The organism is Methylophilus sp. VKM B-3414, assembly GCF_032248435.1.
GTDB lineage: Bacteria > Pseudomonadota > Gammaproteobacteria > Burkholderiales > Methylophilaceae > Methylophilus > Methylophilus glucosoxydans.
The window spans coordinates 455,336-475,344 of record NZ_JAVTLI010000001.1; the positions used below are offsets into that span (position 1 = coordinate 455,336).

Below are 20,009 nucleotides of genomic sequence, written 5' to 3' on the forward strand. Positions count from 1 at the left end.
TATTAAAGTATAACCCCGGTGCGCGGCCGGGGTTATATCATTTGCTTACATGCTTATAACCACGGGTGACGCGGCGGATTCACTTTGTTGAGGTAGTAGTTGCCAATGGCGTGAAACTTCCAGCGGACCGGATCATGCAGGGTATGCGTGCGTGCATTGCGCCAGTGACGGTCGAGATTGAGTTCTTCGAGCGTAGAACGCGTACCGCTGAGCTCAAACAGTTTGTTGCCGGCTAATAGCGCGATTTCGGTGGTCAATACTTTGGCTTCTGCCACTGCAATGGAGGCCGCTGCCACCGTGGTTTCGTTGGCTTCTTTCGCTGCCTGGGTCAAGGCATCGGCGGCGCGGTCTAGCAAGGCTTCTGCTGCGTGCAAGCGCAATTCCAGGTCGCCAATTTGCTGGATGGTGTAGGGGTCATCGCTGGCATGCTGGATATCCTTGGCATCTATCCATGGCCGCGCGGACTGTTTTACGTAGTCCAGCGTCGCGGCTATGGTGCCTGCGGCAATGCCTGCATCGACGGCTGCCTGAATAAACTGCGAGCTGGGTCCGGCGATGGTCGGGCGGGCAAAGGCTTGGTAAATCGGCACCACATGTTCTGCAGGCACTTGTACGGCTTCAATCACCACGGTTCCGCTGGCGGTGGTGCGTTGACCAAAGCTGGACCAGTCATTGATCACTGTCAGCCCAGGGGTACCTTGTTTGGCTAGCGCCAAGTACGGCAGACCTTCTTCTGTGGCCGCCACAATCGGAATCCAGTGGGCAAGCAAGGCGCCAGTGGCAAAAAACTTGGTGCCATTGACGACAAAACCTTCGCCATGCGGGGTGATGCGGGTGGCAAACTCGACCACCGTGCGGCTGCCTTTTTCTGAGAAGGCATTGCCAAAGCGAGCGCCTTTGAGCACCAGCTCAAAAAAGAACTGCTTCTGGCTCTCGCTGGCATCCAGGATCAGATGCTCGATAATGACAAAATGGTTTTGCGGTAATTGGCCCAGTGAAGGATCCGCCACAGAAATAATTTTTATCACTTCGCCCAAGGTGCGATAAGAGACGCCCGCGCCGCCGTAGGCTTTGGGGATGGTGATAGCCCACAGGCCGCTTTGCGAATATGCGTCCAGTTCGGCCACTGGTAAACGGCGCTCTCGGTCGCGCGCAGAGGCTTCCTTGGCAAAGGTCTCTGCTAACTGTTTTGCAACGGCAATCGCCTCTTCGTCACTGCGAATGCGGTGTGCCGCCGGGAGAGTGTCTAATGCTGGTATGGCAAATGTATTGGATTGACTCATGAGGTTTCCTTTCACGGGAGATTAAAAGCGATAGCCGACAGTAAGGCTGTAAACCGTGGGGTTGATCTCAACTTTGCCAACATTGGCGCCATTGATTTCTGTGCGCGTATCAATGCGTGCATAGCGGATATCCCCGCCCACAGACCAATGCTGGTCAATGGCAACATCTACCCCCGCTTGCACTGCAGGCCCCCAGGAGCTGCCGAGTGACAGTTTGGCGCCGTTATCTAGTTTTTCATCAAGAAAACGTGTGTAGTTGATGCCGAGCCCAACAAATGGCCGTATGGTCGCTTCTGGCCGGAAGTGGTATTGCAGGCTGAGGATGGGCGGCAAATGTTTGGTAGAGCCAGCACGCTCGCCATTGACGTTGATCTGGTGCTTGAAGGCGAGTCCGCCCAACAGATCGATTGCCCAGTGCGGCGTCAAGTAATAGCCAATATTGAAGGTCGGGCCGGTTTGACTATCCACCGTCACAGCAGCGGTGTTTTGGATAATACGGCCATTGTGGGATTGAGGATCAATCAATGAAATCCCCGCACGTAATTGCCATGGCGACAGGTCTGTGTCCGCGTGCACGGTGGCAGTAATCATCGACAGAGAGAGGCCGATGGCGATCAAAGGGGAATGGGTAAAGAATGGAAATGCATGTTTCAAGATAAAACTCCTTCTGGTTTTCAAGTCGGCTGTCATGCAGGTACTGCACCACTCGTACGTCAAGAAGGTGACCTAGCTTAACGATCCTTTGCAGAAATTGTGCCAGGGTAATATTTTATTAAAAACAAAGACTTATAATTTTTTTGCGTATGGATGACGTGCTTTTTGAAAAGCAGCTTGCTGTCAGCGTGCCCTGGCAAAGGCAGGCCGCATGCGGATTGAATAAGCGTTTAAGACTGAAACCGGCGTTGCCGGGATCGGCAAATGCTGGGAAGAAGGGCGGTAGATAGGGGGGCGATGAAGGGGGTTGCCTTTAAGCAGGTAAATCTGGCAGTAAATGCCCCAACTTGTTGACCTTGGTTTGCAGGTACTTCAGATTGTCAGGCGTAGGCGGCGTGAGCAATGGCACTTGCTGCGCAACGCTGATGCCTAGCGATTGCAAGGCCGTGCGTTTTTCCTGATTATTGGAAAGTAGCTGGATCGTGTTGATCTCAAAGTATTGCAACATCTCAGCGGCCACTTCGTAGGTGCGGGCATCCACCGGCAGCCCGAGGGCGATATTGGCCTCTACGGTATCCAGGCCTTGGTCTTGCAGCGCATAGGCGCGCATTTTGTTATTGAGACCAATGCCGCGGCCTTCATGGTTTTTTAAATACAGGATCAGGCCCAGGCCGGTTTGCTGGATCAGGCGTTGCGCGTGGTGCAACTGTTCACCACAATCACAACGTGTTGAGCCAAACACATCGCCGGTTAAACATTCGGAATGCACCCTGACCAGCGGCGACTGCGCGCCTTGCAGGTTGCCGCAGGCCAGCGCAACATGTTCGAGGCCATTGCGGCTATCGGTAAAGACATGGATATCAAACTCGCCAAACTGGGTAGGTAAGCGGGCGGTGGAGCTGTGAGATAAAAATTGCATGATGCGTTGGGCGTTGGAGATGTGTGCCAAATCAATATTGTAGCTGCAACCGGCTTTTTAAAGGGCCGGTTTTGAAATAATCCATCGTCTACGGCCATGCAGCCAGGTCATGGCCCAATTTAAGCTTGGTTTAAGATGAATGCTGTTAAACTTTTGGGCATAGTCTCTGTTGCAGGAGTTGGATAAGCATGGTTGGGATGTCCCGTCGCGCCAGGAGAGTACTTCTTGCGCTTTTGATCATGAGCACTACATTAGCCTGCTTGCCGCAGGCAGATTCAGGGGAAAGCCCTGACAATGCCGGCCGATTGTCTGCCAAAGGTGAAATTCTGAGCCTGGAAAAAATCTCTCAAAAAGCCAGAGCTTACAAACCCGGTGAAATTCTCGAGGTTGAGCTGGAGAAGAAACATGGCCGCTACGTGTATGAGATCGACATACTGGATGCGGGTAGCCAGGTGTGGGAGCTGAAACTGGACGCCAAGACCGGGCAGCTGCTAAAAATGGAGCAGGACGACTGATGCGGTTGCTATTAGTAGAAGATGATGCTTTGTTGGGCGCACAGCTGCAGCTGTCACTTGCACAGGCGGGCTACGCTTGCGATTGGTTGCAAGCGGGTGTTGAAGCCGCGATACAGGGCAGCCTGGAACCTTATGATCTGGCGATTCTGGATTTGGGCTTGCCGGACCGTCCGGGCATGGACATTCTGGCCGAGTGGCGGCGCAAGGGGCTGGCGTTGCCGGTGATTGTCCTGACCGCGCGTAGCAGCTGGCAGGAGAAAGTCGAAGCCTTTCATGTGGGCGCCGATGACTATGTGACCAAGCCCTTTCACTTGCAGGAGCTACTGGCCAGATTGGCGGCCGTGCATAAACGCACGGTGGGGGTGGTCAGTGGTGAGTTGGTGGTGGACGATCTGCGTTTGGATGAGCAAACGCAAACGGTGTGGCAAGCGCAGCGCGCGCACGTGTTGACGGGCACCGAGTTCAGGCTGTTACGGTATTTAATGCTGCATCCCGGGCGTATTTTTTCTAAAACCGAGCTCACCGAACACGTGTACGCCTATGATGCAGACAAGGACAGTAATGTGATCGAAGTCTATGTGAACCGCTTGCGGCACAAGATCGGCGCTGACCGTATCCAGACCCGGCGTGGACAGGGCTATGTGTTGATCGTGCAGGCAGCATGAAGTCTTTACGCACGCAATTGTCGCTAGGGTTGACGCTCAGTCTGGTGGGGCTGCTGACGCTGCAATGGGCGGTGGTGACGTTTACCATAGACCACCTGATCCAGTCGCAGATGACGGCGCGCATGCAGCAGGAAGCAGAAGGGGTGCTCGCGGGTGTTACAGTCAATGCGCACGGGCAATTGGTCTTGGCACCGCATGTGATGACGGCGGCATACCAGCGTCCTTTTTCCGGGCGTTATTTTATTGTGATGCTGGACCAGTCTAAAACCCAATCCCGCTCGTGGTGGGATGTGAACTTGCCGGTGAGCGCGCTCAAGGTGGGTGAAGAGCGGGTCATGCACGTCACTGGCCCTGAGTCGCAGCCACTGTTGTTATTGGGGCATGGCTACCGCAAGCAGCAGCGAACCATCACGATTTATATCGCCGAGAGTCTTGTCGAGTTGCAGCAAAGTTTGCGCATGTTTCATTGGCTGTATGGCGTGTTTTCCTTGCTGGGGTTACTGGCACTGCTCGCCTTGCAGCGCTGGATTGTGGTGAATACGCTTCATCCCTTACAGCAGATCAAGGAAAGCCTGGCAAAAGTGGCCAGTGGCGAGCTGCAGCAGATGAATGCCAGCGGTCCGGCCGAAGTCATGCCGCTCATCCATGAGTTTAACCGTATCCTCAAAAGTGCCAGCCAGAAAACCCGGCGCTCGCGGCTGGCTATCGGCAATCTGGCCCATGGGCTTAAAACCCGACTCGCGCAGTTACAGTTGTTGTCAGGGGACGCCTCACTAGAGAGTGATGCCCAGTGGCGGCACATGGTACAAAGCTGCGCCGACGAAATTTATCAGGATGTGGAGCGCGAATTAAAACGGGCGCGCTTGATGGGCGATGCCTATACCAGCCAAACCACGGACCTCGAACTGGTGCTACCCACGCTGGTGGCGACCCTGCAAAAAATCTATAGCGAAAAGACCGTAGGATTTGCCTGGCAGCACGACGGTCAGCCGCGCGTGATGATAGATCGCGAAGACATGCTGGAACTACTTGGGAATGTGCTGGATAACGCGTTTAAATGGTGCCGCAGCCAGGTTCAGTTAAATATCTCGGTGCAGGCGGAGATACACATCATTGTTGAAGACGATGGGCCCGGTAGCCAGGCTTCAGAACTGGCGGCCTTGCTGCAACGTGGCATGCGTATGGACGAATCCAAGCCGGGCAGCGGATTGGGTCTGGCCATCGTGCAGGATATTGTGCAGCATTATCAGGGCAGCATCGTACTCGACCATTCGCCTCGGCTGGGCGGACTGCGGGTGACATTCACGCTCAGGCCCGGCGTGCAGGCCTAAGCGCTTGAGTCGGTCCGTTAAAACCAGTCGCGGTTGAGGCTATTCACTTTGCCAGTCTTGGCATCCAGCGTGACTTCCCACTCTTTGCCCTTGGCATCGACGATTTCCACTTCGTAGTCCCAGCCATCTCTAAATTTGCGGCGTTCCAGCTCTATCTCCTTTACCACGCCAGGTTTGGCTGCCAGGGCTTTGGTCTGTGCCTCCTGTTGAGAAATCAGGCCGAACGCTTTTACCATTTGTTCCATTTTCTGCATATCGTCTTCATCGTCGTCGTCAGCCCAAGCTGGCTGCAACAAGCTGCTGGCAATTAGCAGGCTACTCAATACATAAGGCAGTATTTTGTTCATTTGGGGCTCCTTGTTTCACAATGAACCGTCAAGATACCTGCGCAGCCTTAACTCAAGCTGAAAAGCCCTTTATTCAAGAAGTCTTTTTTAATTCATATTTTTTTAATATTTGCAAGGCTGTTGTAAGGGATTGTGTGCAGAATGACACTTACAGAATCCGTTGAGCCTCATTTGTTAAGCAAGACGGCCCTCGTAACCACTTAAAGACAGGAGTTTCAAATGAATATTTCTAAATCATTGGTTGTTGTGGGTATGGCATTATTCACTGTTGCAGGAACTGCATTAGCGGATCAGAGCATCCCTGTTCAGCAACAAAACTTTGGTAAACGCCCATTAACAGTAAATGCGACTGCTGAAAAATCAGAACAGGCTTGGGAAGGCACCGGCTTGAAGGTAACTGATCCGGCACAAAGCGTTGCACAGCATCAGCGTCAATTATTAAATCTGCGCTTTGCCAGCAAACGCGCTTATCAATAAGGGTGCTTACTGATAGCCCGGCAATTGCAAATCAGGTTGATGTTGCTTGAGCTGGGTGAATAACCAGCGCGTCTCCAGCAGAATCCAGACGCGTAACATGGCCTCCATGGGGTCAAAAGGTTTGGTTAAAAAATCTTTTGCCCCCAGGGCCAGCGCCCGTCTACGGGTGGCGATGGTCGCATCCGCAGTCAGTACCAGCACCGGCAAGTATTCATTGTGGCCGACATGGTGCGAGAGCTGGTCGAGCACGGCAAACCCGTCCAGTACCGGCATCATCAAATCCAGCAAGATTAAATCAGGTTGAAAGGCGTTGACCAGATCCATGGTCTTGGTCGGGTCTGTGGTGCTGATCACCTGCTCAAACCCTTCTTTGGTCAGCAGCTCTTCGAGTAAGCGTAAGTTGGCTTCAGCATCATCAATAATCAGAATTTTGGACGCACGCAGTTGTTCTATGTTCATGAGGCATACTCTGGTAATAATTTAAGCAATAGCTGGTTGAAACTGGCTACGTTTAATGGCTTGGTAAAATAATGCGTAATGCCCAGCTGACTCAGGCGCTCCCTGGTTTCCGGCAAGGCATCCGCACTTAACACGACGATGGGCATGGACTGCAAGGACTGCCGCTCGGCCTGTATGTGCTGAATCAGTCTCTCCCCCGAACCGTCTGGCAAATTGAGATCCAGCAATAGCAAATCTGGCTGCATATCCCTTAACCAAACCATGCTTTCCTGCAGGTTGGCAGCCAGATGCAGCTTGAGGTGACGATGCTTGCTTACAATCGCTTCAATCAGGGCCTGGTTACTCGGGTTGTCTTCCACGTACAAAATAGGCCGTTTGCCGGTGGAAGGGGTGGTGACCGGCTGCACAGGCGCGCCTGGCTCCACCGGCGCAGACACATGCATGGGCTTGGGGTGTGCATTAGGCTGTGCCGGCAGGCTGATCCAGAATAGGCTTTTATCTTCAGCGACCCCGATTTGCCCACCCATGGCGTCCATCAGTTGTTTACTGAGCACCAGCCCCAAGCCGGTGCCTTCCGTCACGGTACGTTCGGCGCCAAGGCGGTCAAATGGCGTAAACAGCCGGGAGCGCATCGCGAGCGGAATGCCTTTGCCCGCATCCTCGACCTCTACGCGTACCTGACCATGCTTGGGGTAGGCCCTGAGCTTGACCACACTGTTTTCGGGGCCATATTTCAAGGCATTCGACAGCAGGTTAAGTACCACTTGCAGCAGCCGCTGACGGTCTGCCTGTACGGCCAGGTCTGCTGCAAACTCGGTTTGGATCGTCATATCACGCACCTTTTCCAAGGGCTTGAGGTAGTGGTAAGCCTCTTCTAGCAGTCCATTCACCGAGACGTGTTCCAGCGCCATGTCGATATCGCCACTTTCAATCCGTGAGATGTCCAGCACCTCGTTAATCAGCTTTAACAGATGCTGGCCCGCATTATGAATCAAGGTTGCGCTGTCTTTTTGTCGCCCCTCGGGCAAGTCATTTTCCAGTATCTGGGCAAAGCCTAAAATGGCATTGAGTGGCGTACGCAACTCATGACTGGTGCGCGACAAGAAATTACTTTTTGCGGCACTGGCTTCTTCGGCTTCTACCCGTGCCAAATGTGCCTCCTGTGCACTTTTGGTCAGCAATTGTGAGGCATGCTCCAACTCACTGGTCAGCTCACCGAGCTCGTCGCGGCTAATGCTGGGCAATGCCAGCGGTTCGCCTTTGACCAGATGGGTGGCACTGTCACGGATGGTCCGCACCCTGGCGACGATGGTCTGGCTGAAAAGCCAGACACCAATCAGGGAGCCTGCTACCCCGGCGATGACCGCCATCAGCGTAATGCGCAAATTGCGTTTGCGTTCAAAAATCACTTCTTTCTTGTCTTGCTCGACGATGGCTGATTCGCGCGCGCTCATCTGATTCAAATGGTTGCGCAATTGATTCAAGGCTTTGCCTTGTGAGGAAAACTTTGTAATCAGCGCCTGGTCGGCTTCCTGTGCTCGGTGACTGGCCATCACGGCCAGGTCTTCGAGGTTTTGGGCGACCAGCGGGTGAATGACATCGAGCAGGTGTTGTTGCGAGGCATCGTCCAGATTGGTTTCGAGTGAGTGCAGCAAATGCGGCATACTTTGCTTGGCACTTTCGTAGCCAGTCAGAAATTGCCGGTTACCCGTCAGTAAAAAGTCTCTTACGCCCGTGGAGGCTTCCAGCAACAAGGTTTGCAGGGTCTGGATATCCTGCTGGATTTGCAAGGCATTCTGCACCCGTCTTTCGAGCAGGGCTGCTTGCTGTTCACTCTCGAAAATCAGCGCCAGTGACGCCAGTAAGACTGTGAGCGGCAAGGCATTGAGCACGATCCCCTTGGTGGTGAGCGATAAATCCTGCCACAGCCGGTTCATGCGGTTGCTGAATTGGTGTAGGCCTGCCACGATCCACTGCATGTTTATAGCCCGTCGCTGCTAAAACCGGCTTCAACCGCCTTGACTGCCGCTTGTGTGCGGTCCCGCAAGTCCAGTTTGCTTAAAATACGTTCTACATGAATCTTGATCGTGCCCGGTGAAATGCCCAGCTTTTGCGCCAGGATGGCATTGCTGGCGCCGGAGGGCAACAAGGCAAAGACCTCGCGTTCGCGCGGGGTCAGTTTTTGCAGCACGCTGTCATCAATGCTAGTGGCAGTGCGGGTGGATTGTTGCAGGGCAAATCCAATCAATCCGCACAGGCTATGCAATAGCTGCAGATTGGCGGGGCTAAGTGGATTGCTGGTCATGAGTGCCAGCAGGCCAACCGCCCGCTGCTGGACGGCAATCGGCAGATGATAGCAATGCAAGGTGGGTGCTGTGCCTGCGGCTGGCTGCAGCGTCCACAAGCTGGCGACATATTGAGTATGCACTTCAAACGTGATTGGTTCTTTGAGCCATAGCGCCAGCGCACCCAGCATGGGGATACGCGCGCCCACCGGATAGGTATTGCCTCTTTGTGCCAGAATTTTGAGCGCCCCGGCATGCTGCTGGCTGATCAGAGCATGCGGCGCACCAAATTGTCCGCTTAATTCATCCAGTACCCATTGCAGCAGGCTCTCTGACCAGCCATGACTGAATAATTGCTGCCCGAGCTTTTCAAACAGGCGCTCATGCGCGATTTGCACCTGATTTTGTTTGAGGGCGTTGCGCAGGGCAAATGCACTTTCCGTGGCAGGCGCATTTGCAGTATTGGGTATGGGTGAGTGAGCACTGTCGTTAGGCATATGCCATTTAGTATATACCGAACTCCGTATATTGGTTGATTTTTTATTGTCAGGACCCGTGCACAATGCTCAATCGGTTTATCAGACAACGCATCGTGGTGCAGGGGATACCCGGCGTCATTGAGATGAATCAGTGACACGAAAAGGATAAACAATGAAAAAATTATGGTTGGCAGTCATCGCTGCATTTGGTTTAATGGGTTCAGTCCATGCGGATGATGTTGATCAGGCGCAAGCGGTCAAGCAACAGCATCATCACAACTTTTTGAGCAAACGGCCTTATGCAAAAGTGCCAGTTGCCAAACAGGATGCTGATGGAAAATGGATTGGCGCAGGCATCGTGACTGACAAGCCTGAGAAGGGCTTTGACAAGCACCAGCAAATGCAACTGCATTTTATCGGCAGGCGTCCTTACACTGCGCCCATGGCTGACTAAGGCGGCACTGAACAAGATCGGGTGGGAACAGGTCAGCGATGGCCGTATTCCCTCCGTTGCACACTGGTGATCGCACATCCCGCATACAGGCGGGGCTAGTATTTGAAAAAATGATGATAAAAACGAATAAATTAAAAGAGGACTGATACACCATGTCAACCGATACTCAACGGTCAGGGCCGTTGTCATTGTTAGCGCATTTGAACCGCGACCTGCCGGCTTCGATTGTCGTCTTTTTTGTCGCCTTGCCCCTGTGCCTGGGCATTGCACTGGCTTCTGGCGCCCCCTTGTTTTCCGGTGTGATTGCCGGGATTATCGGTGGCATTGTGGTTGGCCTCGCCAGTGGTTCGCAACTGGGGGTGAGTGGACCCGCGGCCGGCCTGGCGGTGATTGTGCTGGCCGCCATCAGCAACCTGGGTTCTTATGAGGCATTTCTCGCTGCGGTCGTACTGGCCGGGGTGTTCCAGTTTTTGCTGGGGCAGTTTAAAGCCGGCTTCATTGCTTATTTTGTGCCATCTTCAGTGATTAAAGGCATGCTAACCGGCATCGGCTTGCTGATTATCCTCAAGCAGATTCCACATGCCTTTGGCTATGATGCGGACTTTGAAGGAGACGAAGCCTTTGAGGAGGCAGGGGGTCACAACACATTTAGTGATATTTTGCAGGCCTGGGATTTATTGACGCCAGGCGCCATTCTAATTGCCGCTGTTTCCTTTGCCATCCTGATTTTTTGGGATGTCTATTTGAGTAAAAAACATCGTGTGTTTCAAGTGCTGCAAGGGCCGATTGTGGTGGTGTTAACCGGTATCGCGCTCAACTGGGCGTTTATGCATGAATGGCTGGACTTTAAACTGGCGGCTGACCAGATTGTGAGCTTGCCCGTTGCCAGCAGTCTCGGCGACTTCGCCAGTTTTTTCACCCACCCGGATTTTAGTCAGATGGCTCAGCCTTTGGTGATCAAAACCGCATTGGTGATGGCGATTGTGGCCAGCCTGGAAACCCTGCTGTGTGTGGAGGCGACTGACAAACTAGACCCGCACAAGCGTGTGACACCGACCAACCGTGAGCTCAAGGCGCAGGGGTTAGGCAATGTTCTGTCTGGCCTGATTGGCGGTTTACCCATCACACAGGTGATCGTGCGTAGCAGTGCAAACATTACCTTTGGTGCACACACAAAAATGTCAGCGATACTGCATGGTTTTTGGTTACTGTTGAGTGCCATCACCATCGCCAGCCTGTTGAATATGATTCCGCTGGCCAGCCTGGCAACCATTCTGATTATGGTCGGCTATAAGCTGGCCAAACCCAGCCTGTTTAAGCAGATGTATGCCTTGGGCTGGGAACAGTTTGTGCCTTTTGTGGTAACGATTGCCGCGATTGTGTTGACTGACTTGCTGACCGGCATCGGCTTGGGCCTGGTGGTGGCTATTTTCTTCACCTTGCACCATAGCTATCGTAATTCGCATTACATCAAGCAAACGCGCTCGAACGAAGAGGGCCGCGAAGTGTATCATCTCGTTTTGGCCGAAGAGGTATCGTTTTTTAATAAAGCGAGCATCCTCGAAGTCCTGGCATCCATCCCGCGCAATAGCAAGGTGGTGATTGATTGCACCAATAGCAAATCTATCGCCTATGATGTGGTGGAGTTTATTCAAGACTACCAGCAACAGGCCAAACTGAAAAATATTGAGGTTGAAACCATCCAGTTTAACCCGCCCAAATTTATGCTTGGCCATTAAGATTTTGGCTGATCAATAATAAAAAACTGATTATTAAGGATAGATTGATATGTACAAACATCCCTTGCTCGACCGTGACAAAATGACCCCGCGCGAAGCGCTGGAGATTCTGGTCGAAGGCAACCACCGATTTACCAGTGATCTCGAGCAGGACAAGGACTTCAAAAGCCTGATTCAAATCACCAAAGATAAGCAACACCCGTTTGCTTCATTCCTCAGTTGCAGTGACTCCCGAGCACCGGTGGAGTTGTTGTTTGATCAGGCGCTGGGCGATGTGTTCAGTGTGCGTCTGGCAGGCAATATTGCCTCGGATAAAGCGATTGGCAGTCTTGAATTCGCCAGTAAATACCTCGGCAGCAAACTGATTGTGGTCATGGGCCATAGCTCTTGCGGCGCAGTCAAAGCGGCTTGTGACGATTTTAAAGACGGGCATATTGGTGAGATTATCAATCTGATCAAACCCTCTATCCGTCACGAAAAAACAGTCTCAGACCCGGCGCAGCGTAATTCCAAGAATGGCGACTTCGTGGAAAAGATTTGTGCACTCAATGTGAAATATCAAATCGATACCATCATCCGCTGCAGTGATATTGTCGATGATATGCTGCAAAGCAAGCAAATCGGTATTGTTGGCGCGGTTTATGATATCTCGAATGGCAAAGTTGACTTTCTCGAAGAGACGTATATTGGCTAGTGGCTGGTCTGGTACAAACAAAAAGCCGATGCATGCATCGGCTTTTTTTGTGGGAGCACAGGACTCAGGCGCCTAGTGGTTACCCTCTTTGGCCAGATTGATGCTGTATTTCGGAATCTCAACCGTGACATCCTGATCCTGCAACACGGCCTGGCAGGACAAGCGTGAATGCGGTTGCAGGCCCCAGGCACGGTCCAGCATGTCTTCTTCATCTTCTTCGATCTCGTTCAAGCTGTTAAAGCCTGCACGCACAATGACATGGCAGGTGGTACAGGCACACACGCCGCCACAGGCATTATCAATGTCTATGTCGTGCTTCAACAAGGCGTCGCAAATCGAAGTCCCTGAGGCTGCTTCAATCACGGTGCCTTCCGGGCACAGTTCAGCGTGGGGAAGTATGGTAATTTTAGGCATATCAGAGTTCCAGTGAATCCAGGTTTTTACCGGCCAGCGCTTTTTTGACAGACGCATCCATGCGTCTGGCGGCAAAGGTTTCGGTGGCATGGTTGAGGGTTTCGGTCGCTTGCTTGATGGCTTGGCTATCGTGTTCATTACACAGGGCACGTAACGCCTGCATAGACGCTTCTATCTGCGCACGCTCCGCCGTATCGAGCAAGGTATCGCCACTCTCTGCGAGGGCGGCTTCAATCGCTTCAATCAGGCGCTGGGCATCGACTATCGCTTCACGCAGCATGCGCGCCTGTTTGTCTGCTTCGGCGGCGCCAAACGAGTCTTTGAGCATACTGGTGATTTGTTCTTCGTTGAGGCCATAAGACGGCTTGACGGTGACATTGGACTCGACGCCACTGGTCTGTTCGCGCGCGGAGACCGAGAGCAGGCCATCGGCATCAATCTGAAAGGTGACGCGGATACGGGCAGCCCCGGCCGCCATGGGCGGAATGCCACGCAGTTCAAAGCGTGCCAGTGAACGGCAGTCGCTGACCAGCTCGCGCTCGCCTTGTACAACGTGAATCGCCATCGCCGTTTGGCCGTCTTTATAGGTGGTGAAATCCTGGGCACGTGCAATCGGCAAGGTCGAGTTGCGCGGAATGACTTTTTCAACCAGCCCACCCATGGTTTCCAGTCCCAAGGAGAGCGGCGTCACATCCAGCAGCAATAAATCATCGCCACTACGGTTGCCAGCGAGAATGTTGGCCTGAATGGCAGCCCCCAGGGCCACCACTTTGTCCGGGTCCAGATTGGTTAACGGTTCTTGCTGAAAAAAAGCTTGTACGGCATGACGGATATGCGGCATGCGCGTCGCGCCGCCGACCAGTACCACGCCCTTGATTTCATCGATGGCCAGCCCGGCATCGCGCATGGCTTTGCGGGTAGGGCTCAGGGTTTTATTGACCAGATGTTCGGTCAGAGCAACAAACTGGCTCACGCTCAGGGTTTCATCCACCAATGCACCATTACTGAGTTTGCAGACAATATTGGCTTCATGGTTATCGGTCAGCCATTCTTTGGCCTGGCGCGCTTTGGTCAGCAACAGGCGCGTGTCTTCTTCGGTTAACGGTTTGAAGTCTGCCGTTTTGCTACGCACCTGATCAAGCACCCAGCAGTAAATCCGGTGGTCAAAATCATCGCCGCCCAGGGCAGAGTCGCCATTGGTTGACAGGACTTCAAACACCCCTTTGCTCAAGCGCAGGATGGAAATATCAAATGTACCGCCCCCCAGGTCATAAATCACATAGACGCCTTCTGCCGCGTTATCCAGGCCGTAGGCAACGGCGGCGGCCGTCGGTTCATTGAGCAGGCGCAAGACATGCAAGCCTGCCAGTCGGGCCGCGTCTTTGGTCGCCTGGCGTTGCGCATCATCAAAATAGGCGGGCACGGTAATGACTGCACCCGTGAGTTCACCGCCCAGCGCCTTTTCAGCGCGCACTTTCAGTGTCTTTAAAATCTCGGCAGAAATCTCGATCGGGCTTTTGAGACCGGCACGGGTTTTCAGCTCCAGTATGCCGTGTGAGCTGTCGTTCTCGACAAAATGGTAGGGGATATGTGCGCGGTCGGTGATGTCGTGCAAGGCCCGGCCCATAAACCGTTTGACCGAAACAATGGTATTCACCGGGTCCTGGCTTTGTGCCGCTTGCGCCTCATGGCCGACGACGACAGCCTCTTCGAGGTAACGTACCACAGAAGGTAACAAGGCATGCCCGTGTTCATCGTGCAACACGGTGCTCATGCCGCTACGCACGGTCGCCACCAGCGAGTTGGTGGTGCCCAGGTCTATACCCACCGCCAGTTTGTGCTGGTGTGGGGCTGGGGAAAAACCTGGTTCTGAAATCTGTAATAGGGCCATGAAATTCTAATCTTCCAACTGGGCGATGATCTGGTGGATATCCTCAGTCACTTTGTCAATAAAACGCATTTTACGCACGGTCATCGCCGCCGCTTGCGGGGCATCAGCCAGCTCGGTGTTCACCTGTTGCTGCAAGTCTTTGGCCGCCAGATGCATTTCTGACAGCAAGCGTTCCAGTGCTGGAATGTCTTTGCCAAACTTGGCGTCTTCCATCGCCTCGCGCCACTCCATTTGTGACATCAGAAAATCCGCGGGCATGGCGGTATTCTGTTCCTCATCGGTAGCAATGCCCTGCAGTTGCAGCAGATAACGGGCACGGGCGGTCGGCTGCTTCAAGGTTTGATAGGCCTCGTTGGCCAAGGTGGCCATCTGCATGGATTGCATGCGTTCAGCAGGGGAGGCGTTCACAAACTTGTCAGGATGCACTTCAGCTTGCAGTTTGCGGTAGTGCGCATCGAGTGTGGCCAGATCAATTTCAAATTGGGCTGGCAGCTGAAACAGCGAGAAATGGTTTTGCATAAAGTCATCAGCCGCAGAAAACGAAGGTTATCTGCGGCAACAATTAAACCGTAAAAGACTCACCACAACCACACTCGTCCTTGACGTTGGGGTTGTTGAACTTAAAGCCTTCATTGAGGCCTTCTTTGGCAAAGTCGAGCTCTGTGCCATCGATGTAGACCAGACTCTTTGGGTCTACAATCACTTTAATGCCATGGCTTTCAAACGTCGTATCCTCTGGCTGCAGATCATCCACAAACTCCAGCGTGTAAGCCATGCCCGAGCACCCTGTGGTTTTGACGCCGAGGCGCAAGCCTATGCCTTTGCCACGGTTCGCCAGAAACTTTTCAACACGTTGGGCCGCGGCTTCTGTCAGGGTAATCGCCATATTACGCGCCTTGCTTGGATTTCAAATCGGCAATCGCGGATTTTATCGCATCTTCGGCCAGCACTGAGCAGTGAATTTTCACTGGCGGTAACGCCAACTCTTCCGCAATGGCAGAGTTCTTGATCTCTTGCGCCTGATCCAGAGTTTTGCCCTTGAGCCATTCTGTCACCAGTGAGCTCGAGGCAATGGCAGAGCCACAGCCATAGGTCTTGAATTTGGCGTCTTCAATCACGCCCGCATCATTGACCTTGATCTGCAATTTCATCACGTCGCCGCAAGCGGGCGCACCGACCATACCGGTGCCGACATTCGGGTCGTTTTTGTCCATAGAACCCACATTACGTGGATTTTCGTAGTGGTCTAATACTTTATCTGAGTAAGCCATATGATTGCTCCTATCAATTAAAACGTCACATAAAGATTATGTTCATGTTTTAATTTAAAAAATAATTCTTTAATGAATAAAAATTGCAGATTTCATTGTCTGGCAAGGCGGAGGCATGCGCCGTTTAGTCTAATCTAAACAAGCATGTCGACAACGCCGCCAGGCGATGAAAGATCAATTTTTTAATGCTCTGCCCATTCAACTTTGGACAAATCAATCCCATCCTTGAACATCTCCCATAATGGGGACAGTTCACGCAGTTTTCCAATTTTGCTCTTCAACAAATCTATTGTGTAATCCACATCGGCTTCGGTGGTAAAGCGGCCAATGCTGAAACGGATGGAGCTGTGAGCCAACTCGTCAGAGCGGCCCAAGGCGCGCAAGACATAGCTTGGTTCCAGGCTGGCCGAGGTACAGGCAGAGCCGGAGGAGACGGCGATATCCTTGATTGCCATAATCAGCGATTCACCTTCTACAAAGTTGAAGCTCACATTCAGATTGTGGGGGACGCGGTGATCCAGATCCCCATTGACGTAAGTCTCTTCAATTTGCAGCAAGCCGTTGAGTAGACGGTCACGCAACATACGGATACGCTCGTTTTCGCTCGCCATTTCTTCACGCGCAATGCGGAAAGCCTCGCCCATGCCCACGATTTGGTGGGTGGCCAGCGTCCCGGAACGCATGCCACGCTCGTGACCGCCGCCATGCATCTGCGCTTCAATGCGGATGCGTGGTTTACGGCGGACATACAAGGCACCAATCCCTTTAGGGCCATAGGTTTTGTGCGCAGAAAAGCTCATCAAATCTACAGGCAGTTTTTCCAGGTCTATCGTTACTTTGCCGGTGGCTTGTGCGGCATCCACATGAAAGATCACGTTATTGGCACGGCAGAGATTGCCCAGCGCTTCGATATCCTGAATCACGCCGATTTCGTTGTTCACCAGCATGATGGACGCCAACACGGTGTCAGGGCGAATGGCTGCCTTGAATTTTTCCAGTGAAATCAGGCCGTCGGCTTCTGGTTGCAAATACGTGGCTTCATAGCCCTCGCGCTCCAGTTCACGCACGGTGTCCAGCACCGCTTTGTGCTCGGTGGCCGAGGTAATGATGTGTTTGCCTTTGCTGGCAGCATAAAAATGCGCAGCGCCTTTAATCGCCAGGTTGTTGGACTCGGTCGCGCCTGAAGTCCAGACGATTTCGCGTGGATCAGCATTCACCAGTTTGGCAACTTCTTCACGTGCATGCTCAACCGCCTGCTCGGCTGTCCAGCCGTAAGGATGGCTACGCGAGGCCGGGTTACCAAAATCCTCGGTCAGGTAAGGGATCATCTTTTGTGCAACACGAGGATCCACAGGGGTGGTCGCAGAATAATCCAGATAGATCGGCTTTCTTTCAGACATATTTCAATGCTCTTTCCATAAAATACTTATGCCGCGATGGCACTTAACCCTTTGAGACGCTGCACTTCTTTCTGCAACGCGGCTAAAAATTCGCTGATTTCTTTGGCGGTATTACTGTCGCTCAAACTCACGCGTACCGCACCGCGCGCAAGGTCAGGTTCTATCCCCATGGCCAGCAGGACATGACTGGGCTCAGTACTGTCACTGGAGCAGGCGGAGCCGCTGGCGACAGCAAATCCGGCTTTATCCAGCGCGGTGACCAAGGTCTCACCCTCAATATTGGGGATGGCAAAAAAACTCGTATTGGGCAGACGTGTTGCATTCGCTGCAAAGATCACCGCGCCCAGACGCTGTAACCCGGCCTCAAGCTGAGACCGCAAGGCTTGGGTCGCCTGGCTGCGGCTTTGCAGCGTTTGCATGGCAAGCTGGCAGGCGCGGGCAAAGCCTACAATGCAGGCGACATTCTCGGTGCCGCTACGCAAGCCTTTTTCTTGTCCCCCGCCGTGTAGCAAAGGGGCAATGTCCACCCGTTTGTCCAGAATCAGTGCACCGACGCCAACCGGACCACCCATTTTATGGCTGGAAATCGTCATCGCATGCACGCTCAAAGACGTGAAATCGACAGGCACCTTGCCAAACGCTTGTACGGCATCGGTATGGATCAGCGCGCCACGCGCTTTTGCCAGCGTTGCCAATTCAGCGACCGGCTGTAAGGCGCCTGTTTCGTTATTCGCCAACATGCAAGATACCAAGCCTGTGCGTGTGTTCAGCGTTTGTTCGGCTTGCTGCAGGTCCAGCGTGCCTTCGGCTGTGACCGGCAGCGTTGCCACTTTCCAGTCATGCCACGCCAGCGAATGCGCCGGTTTGGTGACACAGGGATGTTCAATGGCACTGATCAATAATTGCGTGGCACTCAAGTTGGCCGCCATGCCTTTAATGGCAAAATTATTGGCTTCGGTACCACCGGAGGTAAAGACCACTTGCGACGGTTGCACACCGACACATTCGGCAATCTGTGCTCTGGCCAGTTCCATGGCATCACGCGCATTGCGCCCAAACACATGGCGACTGGTCGGATTGCCACTCGCTTGCCCCAGCCACGGCAACATGGCGTCCAGCACTTGCGGTTTCAGTGCGGTGGTGCTGTTGTGGTCAAAGAATACGGTGGTCATGGACTTGGTGTGCCTTGATGCCCGGCCTTAAGCGGCAATGCTGGCTTCAGAGCCACATTTTCGCGGGGCAAAGATCACCTGGCCTGTAGATTTGTTGCGTTGCATGTCTACCATGTCGGCCAGTGTGACGCCTGACAGGTAGTCCAGAATTTTGCTGTTTAAAGAAGCCCATAGCTCATGGGTCATGCAGCGGCCTTCTTCATGGCAATTCTCGTTGCCACCACATTGGGTCGCGTCAATTTGCTCATCTACGGCAGTGATAATGTCAGAGACGGAAATCTCATGATGCGCTTTGGCAATACGGTAACCGCCGCCGGGACCGCGCACGCTGGAAACCAGGCCTTGTTTGCGCAGGCGACTGAATAGCTGTTCAAGGTAAGATAATGAAATGCTTTGGCGCTCACTGATGCCGGCCAATGTCACTGGTTTATCCGCTTCATAGAGCGCGATATCCAACATGGCGGTAACGGCAAAACGACCTTTGGTAGTTAATCGCATCTTGAGATGACCTTTAAAAACAGTATTGAATTATAGAATAACCTACTGTTTTAGTCAATTATTATGCTGTAAAAGTTCAGTCTGTTTTTATCCATCTAATCAAGGCCTCAATGCGGGCCCGAGGTCAGGCTGGAAAGGCCTGTTCGCTGCCTTTATTCCGGCTTTTTGGCAAACGCCTCACCGACATTGCTGTCGTTTTCCACATCATTGAGCCTGGCGACTTGCGCCTTCAGCTCGGCAATTTCTGCTTCTTGCTTGTGAGCATGGTCCAGCAAGCTGTTGATCGCCTTGATCATCGGGTCATTTTCATCATTGCCCACCGCATAGGCGTTGAACCCCATTTTTTGTGCGACATCATGGCGTTGCTTGGCTTTTTCCTCCTCGAGGATACGTGCCGGAATCCCTACCGCAGTGGCGTTTTCAGGGACGTCTTTGACCACCACGGCATTGGAGCCGATTTTGGCGTTCTTGCCGACGGTGATGGGCCCCAACACTTTGGCTCCAGCGCCAATGACCACACCAGATTCCAGTGTTGGATGACGTTTGCCCTTGTTCCAGCTGGTGCCGCCCAAGGTGACGCCATGGTAGAGCGTGCAGTCATCGCCAATAATGGCTGTTTCGCCGATCACCACGCCCATACCATGGTCAATAAACACGCGCCGACCAATGGTGGCACCGGGATGAATCTCGATGCCGGTCAGCCAGCGGCCAAGATGCGACAACGCGCGTCCCAGCCAATAGAGCCGGTGGCTCCATAACCAGTGACTGAAACGATGCAAAATCAGCGCGTGGACGCCAGGGTAGGTGGTCAGAATCTCAAAATGTGTCCGTGCGGCCGGGTCACGGTCAAACACAATCGAAATATCTTCTTTAAGATGTTTGAACATGCGCGCATTATGCCACAAGTCGTGGCTTGCGCTTGCCGGGTTGTTGCTTGGGAGGGATGGTTAGCCACAGCGGGCGAAGAGATCGCGGAGGAAACCCATGAAACACACGTTTTTGTCTCTCTTTGCCTGGTGTGGGCGTTGTGGCTAAAAAAGGGAAAGCCGTTAAAATAGCGAG

General features: G+C 53.1%; 23 protein-coding genes. 7 read left to right on the forward strand and 16 right to left on the reverse strand.

Annotated features, from left to right (window positions below; all coding sequences use genetic code 11):
* Window positions 1-53: 53 nt before the first annotated feature.
* The 3 genes from Q9292_RS02015 to ribA form a co-directional block, all read right to left on the reverse strand.
* Entirely contained in the window at window positions 54-1,283 is a 1,230-nt protein-coding gene (locus tag Q9292_RS02015) for an SfnB family sulfur acquisition oxidoreductase (protein WP_313984127.1), read from the reverse strand.
* Window positions 1,284-1,304: 21 nt separating this feature from the next.
* Window positions 1,305-1,937, reverse strand: coding sequence for an OmpW/AlkL family protein (locus Q9292_RS02020; RefSeq protein ID WP_313984130.1), 633 nt, complete (start codon window positions 1,935-1,937; stop codon window positions 1,305-1,307).
* A 313-nt stretch (window positions 1,938-2,250) separates the two neighbouring features.
* Window positions 2,251-2,856, reverse strand: a complete 606-nt coding sequence (gene ribA / locus Q9292_RS02025; RefSeq protein WP_313984132.1) for a GTP cyclohydrolase II — start codon at window positions 2,854-2,856, stop codon at window positions 2,251-2,253.
* Between the two features lie 188 nt (window positions 2,857-3,044).
* On the opposite strand from ribA, the gene Q9292_RS02030 reads away from it, so the two are divergent.
* From Q9292_RS02030 to Q9292_RS02040, 3 genes are read left to right on the forward strand one after another with little or no spacing between them, the layout of a single operon-like run.
* Entirely contained in the window at window positions 3,045-3,371 is a 327-nt protein-coding gene (locus Q9292_RS02030) for a PepSY domain-containing protein (RefSeq protein WP_409934461.1), read from the forward strand.
* Window positions 3,371-4,036 (forward strand): response regulator transcription factor, encoded by a 666-nt coding sequence (locus Q9292_RS02035; RefSeq protein ID WP_313984136.1) that lies wholly within the window; start codon window positions 3,371-3,373, stop codon window positions 4,034-4,036. Before Q9292_RS02030 ends, Q9292_RS02035 begins: the two co-directional genes overlap by 1 nt.
* A complete protein-coding gene (locus tag Q9292_RS02040) occupies window positions 4,033-5,367 on the forward strand; it encodes an ATP-binding protein (protein ID WP_313984138.1) in 1,335 nt (444 codons plus the stop codon). Before Q9292_RS02035 ends, Q9292_RS02040 begins: the two co-directional genes overlap by 4 nt.
* A gap of 17 nt (window positions 5,368-5,384) precedes the next feature.
* Here Q9292_RS02040 and Q9292_RS02045 read toward each other — a convergent pair whose 3' ends face one another.
* Window positions 5,385-5,714, reverse strand: a complete 330-nt coding sequence (locus tag Q9292_RS02045; RefSeq protein ID WP_275356836.1) for a PepSY domain-containing protein — start codon at window positions 5,712-5,714, stop codon at window positions 5,385-5,387.
* Window positions 5,715-5,933: 219 nt separating this feature from the next.
* Between Q9292_RS02045 and Q9292_RS02050 the strand changes: the two genes are divergently transcribed.
* The gene (locus Q9292_RS02050; RefSeq protein WP_194747027.1) at window positions 5,934-6,191 is read left to right on the forward strand and encodes a hypothetical protein; all 258 of its coding nucleotides are present in this window, start codon (window positions 5,934-5,936) and stop codon (window positions 6,189-6,191) included.
* Window positions 6,192-6,197: 6 nt separating this feature from the next.
* Here the strand turns inward: Q9292_RS02050 and Q9292_RS02055 are convergent, their stop codons facing one another.
* From Q9292_RS02055 to Q9292_RS02065, 3 genes are read right to left on the reverse strand one after another with little or no spacing between them, the layout of a single operon-like run.
* Window positions 6,198-6,650, reverse strand: a complete 453-nt coding sequence (locus Q9292_RS02055; protein WP_194747026.1) for a response regulator — start codon at window positions 6,648-6,650, stop codon at window positions 6,198-6,200.
* Entirely contained in the window at window positions 6,647-8,629 is a 1,983-nt protein-coding gene (locus Q9292_RS02060; protein WP_313984144.1) for an ATP-binding protein, read from the reverse strand. Before Q9292_RS02060 ends, Q9292_RS02055 begins: the two co-directional genes overlap by 4 nt.
* Window positions 8,630-8,631: 2 nt before the next feature.
* A complete protein-coding gene (locus Q9292_RS02065; protein WP_313984147.1) occupies window positions 8,632-9,432 on the reverse strand; it encodes a helix-turn-helix transcriptional regulator in 801 nt (266 codons plus the stop codon).
* Window positions 9,433-9,586: 154 nt separating this feature from the next.
* Between Q9292_RS02065 and Q9292_RS02070 the strand changes: the two genes are divergently transcribed.
* The 3 genes from Q9292_RS02070 (at window position 9,587) to Q9292_RS02080 (ending at window position 12,301) form a co-directional block, all read left to right on the forward strand.
* The gene (locus tag Q9292_RS02070) at window positions 9,587-9,868 is read left to right on the forward strand and encodes a hypothetical protein (RefSeq protein ID WP_313984150.1); all 282 of its coding nucleotides are present in this window, start codon (window positions 9,587-9,589) and stop codon (window positions 9,866-9,868) included.
* Window positions 9,869-10,020: 152 nt separating this feature from the next.
* The gene (locus Q9292_RS02075) at window positions 10,021-11,607 is read left to right on the forward strand and encodes a SulP family inorganic anion transporter (RefSeq protein ID WP_275356833.1); all 1,587 of its coding nucleotides are present in this window, start codon (window positions 10,021-10,023) and stop codon (window positions 11,605-11,607) included.
* 49 nt (window positions 11,608-11,656) lie between these two features.
* Complete coding sequence (locus Q9292_RS02080; RefSeq protein ID WP_313984155.1) at window positions 11,657-12,301, forward strand: carbonic anhydrase; 645 nt, start codon at window positions 11,657-11,659, stop codon at window positions 12,299-12,301.
* A 72-nt stretch (window positions 12,302-12,373) separates the two neighbouring features.
* Here the strand turns inward: Q9292_RS02080 and fdx are convergent, their stop codons facing one another.
* The 9 genes from fdx to cysE all read right to left on the reverse strand — a co-directional run bounded on the left by fdx (window position 12,374) and on the right by cysE (window position 19,834).
* Window positions 12,374-12,715 (reverse strand): ISC system 2Fe-2S type ferredoxin, encoded by a 342-nt coding sequence (fdx, locus tag Q9292_RS02085; RefSeq protein WP_194747020.1) that lies wholly within the window; start codon window positions 12,713-12,715, stop codon window positions 12,374-12,376.
* A 1-nt stretch (window position 12,716) separates the two neighbouring features.
* Complete coding sequence (gene hscA, locus Q9292_RS02090) at window positions 12,717-14,606, reverse strand: Fe-S protein assembly chaperone HscA (protein WP_313984158.1); 1,890 nt, start codon at window positions 14,604-14,606, stop codon at window positions 12,717-12,719.
* A 6-nt stretch (window positions 14,607-14,612) separates the two neighbouring features.
* Window positions 14,613-15,125 (reverse strand): Fe-S protein assembly co-chaperone HscB, encoded by a 513-nt coding sequence (gene hscB / locus Q9292_RS02095; protein WP_313984161.1) that lies wholly within the window; start codon window positions 15,123-15,125, stop codon window positions 14,613-14,615.
* Between the two features lie 43 nt (window positions 15,126-15,168).
* The gene (iscA, locus tag Q9292_RS02100; protein WP_194747017.1) at window positions 15,169-15,492 is read right to left on the reverse strand and encodes an iron-sulfur cluster assembly protein IscA; all 324 of its coding nucleotides are present in this window, start codon (window positions 15,490-15,492) and stop codon (window positions 15,169-15,171) included.
* A 1-nt stretch (window position 15,493) separates the two neighbouring features.
* Window positions 15,494-15,877, reverse strand: a complete 384-nt coding sequence (iscU, locus tag Q9292_RS02105; protein WP_194747016.1) for a Fe-S cluster assembly scaffold IscU — start codon at window positions 15,875-15,877, stop codon at window positions 15,494-15,496.
* A gap of 182 nt (window positions 15,878-16,059) precedes the next feature.
* Complete coding sequence (locus Q9292_RS02110; protein ID WP_194747015.1) at window positions 16,060-17,277, reverse strand: IscS subfamily cysteine desulfurase; 1,218 nt, start codon at window positions 17,275-17,277, stop codon at window positions 16,060-16,062.
* 26 nt (window positions 17,278-17,303) lie between these two features.
* Window positions 17,304-18,449 carry a cysteine desulfurase family protein gene (locus Q9292_RS02115; protein ID WP_313984166.1) on the reverse strand — a complete coding sequence of 382 codons (1,146 nt, stop codon included), beginning with the start codon at window positions 18,447-18,449 and terminating at the stop codon, window positions 17,304-17,306.
* 27 nt (window positions 18,450-18,476) lie between these two features.
* The gene (gene iscR, locus Q9292_RS02120; protein ID WP_194747013.1) at window positions 18,477-18,947 is read right to left on the reverse strand and encodes a Fe-S cluster assembly transcriptional regulator IscR; all 471 of its coding nucleotides are present in this window, start codon (window positions 18,945-18,947) and stop codon (window positions 18,477-18,479) included.
* Between the two features lie 152 nt (window positions 18,948-19,099).
* Window positions 19,100-19,834: a serine O-acetyltransferase gene (cysE, locus tag Q9292_RS02125; protein ID WP_194747012.1), complete on the reverse strand. Its 735-nt coding sequence runs from the start codon at window positions 19,832-19,834 to the stop codon at window positions 19,100-19,102.
* Window positions 19,835-20,009: the final 175 nt, after the last annotated feature.

Excerpts from the sequence above, each read along its gene's own strand:
- Q9292_RS02015 (WP_313984127.1), bottom strand. The coding sequence starts at position 1,283 with ATGAGTCAATCCAATACATTTGCCATACCAGCATTAGACACTCTCCCG.
- ribA (WP_313984132.1), bottom strand. The coding sequence starts at position 2,856 with ATGCAATTTTTATCTCACAGCTCCACCGCCCGCTTACCTACCCAGTTT.
- Q9292_RS02030 (WP_409934461.1), top strand. The coding sequence starts at position 3,045 with ATGGTTGGGATGTCCCGTCGCGCCAGGAGAGTACTTCTTGCGCTTTTG.
- Q9292_RS02035 (WP_313984136.1), top strand. The coding sequence starts at position 3,371 with ATGCGGTTGCTATTAGTAGAAGATGATGCTTTGTTGGGCGCACAGCTG.
- Q9292_RS02040 (WP_313984138.1), top strand. The coding sequence starts at position 4,033 with ATGAAGTCTTTACGCACGCAATTGTCGCTAGGGTTGACGCTCAGTCTG.
- Q9292_RS02045 (WP_275356836.1), bottom strand. The coding sequence starts at position 5,714 with ATGAACAAAATACTGCCTTATGTATTGAGTAGCCTGCTAATTGCCAGC.
- Q9292_RS02050 (WP_194747027.1), top strand. The coding sequence starts at position 5,934 with ATGAATATTTCTAAATCATTGGTTGTTGTGGGTATGGCATTATTCACT.
- Q9292_RS02055 (WP_194747026.1), bottom strand. The coding sequence starts at position 6,650 with ATGAACATAGAACAACTGCGTGCGTCCAAAATTCTGATTATTGATGAT.
- Q9292_RS02060 (WP_313984144.1), bottom strand. The coding sequence starts at position 8,629 with ATGCAGTGGATCGTGGCAGGCCTACACCAATTCAGCAACCGCATGAAC.
- Q9292_RS02065 (WP_313984147.1), bottom strand. The coding sequence starts at position 9,432 with ATGCCTAACGACAGTGCTCACTCACCCATACCCAATACTGCAAATGCG.
- Q9292_RS02070 (WP_313984150.1), top strand. The coding sequence starts at position 9,587 with ATGAAAAAATTATGGTTGGCAGTCATCGCTGCATTTGGTTTAATGGGT.
- Q9292_RS02075 (WP_275356833.1), top strand. The coding sequence starts at position 10,021 with ATGTCAACCGATACTCAACGGTCAGGGCCGTTGTCATTGTTAGCGCAT.
- Q9292_RS02080 (WP_313984155.1), top strand. The coding sequence starts at position 11,657 with ATGTACAAACATCCCTTGCTCGACCGTGACAAAATGACCCCGCGCGAA.
- fdx (WP_194747020.1), bottom strand. The coding sequence starts at position 12,715 with ATGCCTAAAATTACCATACTTCCCCACGCTGAACTGTGCCCGGAAGGC.
- hscA (WP_313984158.1), bottom strand. The coding sequence starts at position 14,606 with ATGGCCCTATTACAGATTTCAGAACCAGGTTTTTCCCCAGCCCCACAC.
- hscB (WP_313984161.1), bottom strand. The coding sequence starts at position 15,125 with ATGCAAAACCATTTCTCGCTGTTTCAGCTGCCAGCCCAATTTGAAATT.
- iscA (WP_194747017.1), bottom strand. The coding sequence starts at position 15,492 with ATGGCGATTACCCTGACAGAAGCCGCGGCCCAACGTGTTGAAAAGTTT.
- iscU (WP_194747016.1), bottom strand. The coding sequence starts at position 15,877 with ATGGCTTACTCAGATAAAGTATTAGACCACTACGAAAATCCACGTAAT.
- Q9292_RS02110 (WP_194747015.1), bottom strand. The coding sequence starts at position 17,277 with ATGTCTGAAAGAAAGCCGATCTATCTGGATTATTCTGCGACCACCCCT.
- Q9292_RS02115 (WP_313984166.1), bottom strand. The coding sequence starts at position 18,449 with ATGACCACCGTATTCTTTGACCACAACAGCACCACCGCACTGAAACCG.
- iscR (WP_194747013.1), bottom strand. The coding sequence starts at position 18,947 with ATGCGATTAACTACCAAAGGTCGTTTTGCCGTTACCGCCATGTTGGAT.
- cysE (WP_194747012.1), bottom strand. The coding sequence starts at position 19,834 with ATGTTCAAACATCTTAAAGAAGATATTTCGATTGTGTTTGACCGTGAC.